This window comes from Telmatospirillum sp. J64-1, from assembly GCF_006980715.1.
In the GTDB taxonomy this organism is placed as follows: domain Bacteria; phylum Pseudomonadota; class Alphaproteobacteria; order Rhodospirillales; family Magnetospirillaceae; genus Oleiliquidispirillum; species Oleiliquidispirillum nitrogeniifigens.
Map to the genome: position 1 here is coordinate 1 of NZ_SBHN01000057.1, position 3284 is coordinate 3284.

The window sequence follows — 3284 nt, forward strand, 5'->3', positions numbered from 1 at the left end:
AACTCGACCAGGTGCTGACAGAGTTTCGGCGCTTAGGGTGGAAGCCGGCGAAGGCGGCCTTGCCGGCACCGGCAGCCCGCGATCCGCAATCGCAGATGATCCGGGGGCTTTGGATCGAGTTGGGCAAAGCGGGGCAACTCGTCGACCGCTCCGAGAAAGCCCTGCGCGCCTGGATCGAGAACCAGGTCGGCAAGTCCGACCTGCGCTTCTGCGATGCGCGCGAGAAGCGGCGCCTGATCGAGCAGCTGAAGCGCTGGACCGAACGGGTGGAGGATGGCCATGGCTAAGGCGGCGCCGCGCGGCCTGCCGCAGGCTTATATCGATCTGGTCGAACACACCTCTGTCGATGTGGCCAATGCCGTGGTAAAGCATTTCGGCGGCACGCGGATCTATGTGCCGGCGGGCTTGACCGAGGGGCATCCTCTCCTGGTGCTCGGCCGGGAGATGGCCCTCCAGCTGATCGCGCATTACGCCGGCAACAGCATTGATGTGCCGGCGCTGCGCAGCCAGGGGCGCCGCGCCCTGGTGGCCGACCTGTTGCAGCGCGGCTGGAGCAAGGCCAGGATCGCCCGCGCAGCCGGCATCACCGAGCAGCGGGTCTACCAGATCCAGCGTGATCTGCCTGATGATGCCCGCCAACTCGACCTGATCGAGTATCTGGCCCGCTAAAGCCCTTTACCTGGGTTGCCGCCGCACGCGCGCGCATCCTGCCGGGGTTACCCCTTACGGGAGGCCCCATGTCCCAATTATCCCCGTCCGCTACGGACATCGACATCCTGGCGCGCACACTCTACGGCGAGGCGCGTGGCGAAGGCATCGCCGGCATGTCCGCCGTGGCGCATGTCATCTTGAATCGCGTGCGCCGGCGGCGCTGGTATGGCGCAGGCGTGCCCGGATATCCGGATCACAGCATCGCTGCGGTTTGTCTCAAGGCTTGGCAATTCTCGTGCTGGAATGCCGCCGACCCCAACCGTCCGAAATTGATCGCAGCCGACCTGTCCGATCCGGCCTTGCGCCGGGCGATGCTGGTGGCCTGCGCCGTTGTGAACGACGAGCCCGGATTCACGGACGCCACCCAGGGCGCCGATCACTACCACACCCGCTCGGTGTCGCCCGACTGGGCGCAGGGCCGCAAGCCCGTGGTCTCCATCGGGGGGCACCTTTTCTACAACGACATTCCGTGAGGCCCGACAATGCTCAACGGTTATAAAACCATCATCGCCAACATCTTGATGGTGAGCCTCGGGCTGATCGGCGTGAAGGTGGATCAGGCGCTGGCCATGCAATATGCCGATGCCTTTATTTTGCTCTGGGGCCTGCTCAATCTGATCCTGCGCGCCGTCACCAGCGCGCCGATCTTCAACCGCAACAAGCCGCCTGCCGTCAATCATTCGATCCTGGCCCTGGCGCTGGTCTTGCCTGCGCTGACCGTCGGCCTTTCTGCCTGTGCCACGCCCAAAGCCGAGACCCTGGAGCAACGGGTCTGGGCCTTGGAAGCGGATTTCCAGTTTGCCCAGCGGGCCGCTTTGGCAGCCATCCAGTCGGGCAGCCTCTCGGCCAATACTCAGGCGCATATCCGTCGCCTGGAAGCCATCGCTTATGCCTCTGTCAGCGCGGCGCGGGCGGCCGCACGCAAGGGCGAGGATGTTGGCCTGCCGGCCGCCCTGGCGGCGGCGCGGGAGGCGGTCGAGCGGCTGACCGACTACCTGCACCACGGGGGAGCAATTTAATGGACAAGATGATGCTGGCCCAGCTGCTGCTGATGGGGCTGACCATTGCCGATGCCGCCGCGCGTGGTGTCTCGGCCGCGATCCAGGCGCGCAAGGACATCGAATCGATGGTGCGCGAGAAACGCAACCCCACGCCCGAGGAATGGGACCGGCTGGCCGCCGTGTCCGACGAACTGCATGCGCAGATCCAGGGCCGTGGCTGATCTGGGCGACCAGGCGCAGGCGGCGGAAGAGCTATTCCGCCGCTGGGCGCTTGAACGAGCGTTGAAGCGCCGGCCGGTGCCGGCAGGCCAGGCTCCTCAGAAGGAAAGCGGGAAGAGCGAAAAGAATGGCTGAGTGGAGCGAGTGGCTGAAGATGGCACTGATGATCGGCGGTACGGCAGGCGGCGCAATTTCGACGATCTGTGCCTGGATCATCTGGGCCATGCGGCGGGAATGGGTGACCAAGGCCGAACTCTCGGTCTTCCAGACCCGCCATGCCGAACAGCATGCCGAACTGGATCGCCGCCTGCAGGTGGCGGAGGTGCGCTTCGAGCGCCTGGAAACCAGCTTGCGACATATGCCGACCAAGGAAGATTTGGCGCAGATCAGCGAAGCGGTGGCCAATGTCGCCGCCGCGATCAGCGGCATCGAGGCGACAGTGCGGGGCATGAGCCAGTCGGTCGCTGGTCTGCAAGACACCGTGACCATGCTGGTGCGCCATGAATTGTCTGAACGGAGGACATCATGAGCAATTTCTCCGCCCGCTGGCTGGGACATGTCCGGCTGGCCATGCTGCGCCTGGTCACCGACCAGCCCGCCGATGATCATGCCCGGATCTGCATCCTGCGAGATCTGGCGCGCTGCCCCGGCCTCAGCGCCACCGTCTCGTTGCTGCATGACGGCATGAGCGATTACGGCCTGAGCCTGACCCGCGACCAGGTGCGCGTCCTGGTCAAATGGCTGGCCGATCAGGGATTGGTCGCCCGCCAGGTGCATCCGGCCGAGGGGGCGATGCTGACCCAGGCCGGGCTTGATGTCGCCCAGGGCCACACTACTTGTCCCGGCGTCGCGCCGCTGCCTACCATCGCCTGGGTGGTCGACGGCCTCAACGCCCTGACCCTGACCGTCTCGACCTTGGATGTCGAGGAGCAGATCGCTTGGCTGGCGCAGCAGGGTCTGGTGGCAAATCAGCCCGGCCTGCTGCTGGCGACGCCGCGCGGCCGCGAGGTTGCGATGGGCCGGGCAGCGGTCGATGGCGTTAGGGCGCCCTCGCCGAGTGCCATCATGGCCGCTGCCGCTAACGCCGCGAAGGGCGTGCTGGGAGGCGGCGCATGAGCTGCCCCAATTGCGGCGAGCCGATGGTCAAGGCCATCTATCTCGGCCTGCCCGGCGAGTTCTGCGAGAGCTGCAATACCCTGACCGGGTTGGCGGCCTATGCACCGCCGGTGGCCAGCCAAACCGAGGACGGCCCGCTCTTCAAATTCATGGTCTACGAGGGCTCGTATTGGCGCGCCCTCTGGCACTGGCTGACAGGGCGCTGACCATGGCCCATGCTCCCGAGACCAGGGCTGC

8 protein-coding genes are annotated in these 3284 nt (G+C 66.0%); all 8 read left to right on the forward strand.

The features are described from left to right. A partial coding sequence (locus EPD66_RS23575) for a regulatory protein GemA (RefSeq protein ID WP_142851006.1) occupies nucleotides 1-287 on the forward strand: 287 nt, incomplete at its 5' end. Further along, a complete protein-coding gene (locus EPD66_RS23580; RefSeq protein ID WP_142851007.1) occupies nucleotides 274-669 on the forward strand; it encodes a helix-turn-helix domain-containing protein in 396 nt (131 codons plus the stop codon). The genes EPD66_RS23575 and EPD66_RS23580, both read left to right, overlap by 14 nt. A gap of 68 nt (nucleotides 670-737) precedes the next feature. Next, on the forward strand, nucleotides 738-1184 hold the full coding sequence (locus EPD66_RS23585) for a cell wall hydrolase (RefSeq protein ID WP_142851008.1): 447 nt from the start codon (nucleotides 738-740) through the stop codon (nucleotides 1182-1184). 9 nt (nucleotides 1185-1193) lie between these two features. Then, nucleotides 1194-1730, forward strand: a complete 537-nt coding sequence (locus tag EPD66_RS23590; protein ID WP_142851009.1) for a hypothetical protein — start codon at nucleotides 1194-1196, stop codon at nucleotides 1728-1730. After that, the gene (locus tag EPD66_RS23595) at nucleotides 1730-1933 is read left to right on the forward strand and encodes a hypothetical protein (RefSeq protein WP_255448626.1); all 204 of its coding nucleotides are present in this window, start codon (nucleotides 1730-1732) and stop codon (nucleotides 1931-1933) included. Before EPD66_RS23590 ends, EPD66_RS23595 begins: the two co-directional genes overlap by 1 nt. Nucleotides 1934-2058: 125 nt before the next feature. Next, the gene (locus EPD66_RS23600) at nucleotides 2059-2460 is read left to right on the forward strand and encodes a DUF2730 family protein (RefSeq protein WP_142851010.1); all 402 of its coding nucleotides are present in this window, start codon (nucleotides 2059-2061) and stop codon (nucleotides 2458-2460) included. Beyond that, the gene (locus EPD66_RS23605) at nucleotides 2457-3047 is read left to right on the forward strand and encodes a hypothetical protein (RefSeq protein WP_142851011.1); all 591 of its coding nucleotides are present in this window, start codon (nucleotides 2457-2459) and stop codon (nucleotides 3045-3047) included. Before EPD66_RS23600 ends, EPD66_RS23605 begins: the two co-directional genes overlap by 4 nt. Then, the gene (locus tag EPD66_RS23610; protein ID WP_142851012.1) at nucleotides 3044-3253 is read left to right on the forward strand and encodes a hypothetical protein; all 210 of its coding nucleotides are present in this window, start codon (nucleotides 3044-3046) and stop codon (nucleotides 3251-3253) included. Before EPD66_RS23605 ends, EPD66_RS23610 begins: the two co-directional genes overlap by 4 nt. The last annotated feature ends 31 nt before the right edge of the window (nucleotides 3254-3284 follow it).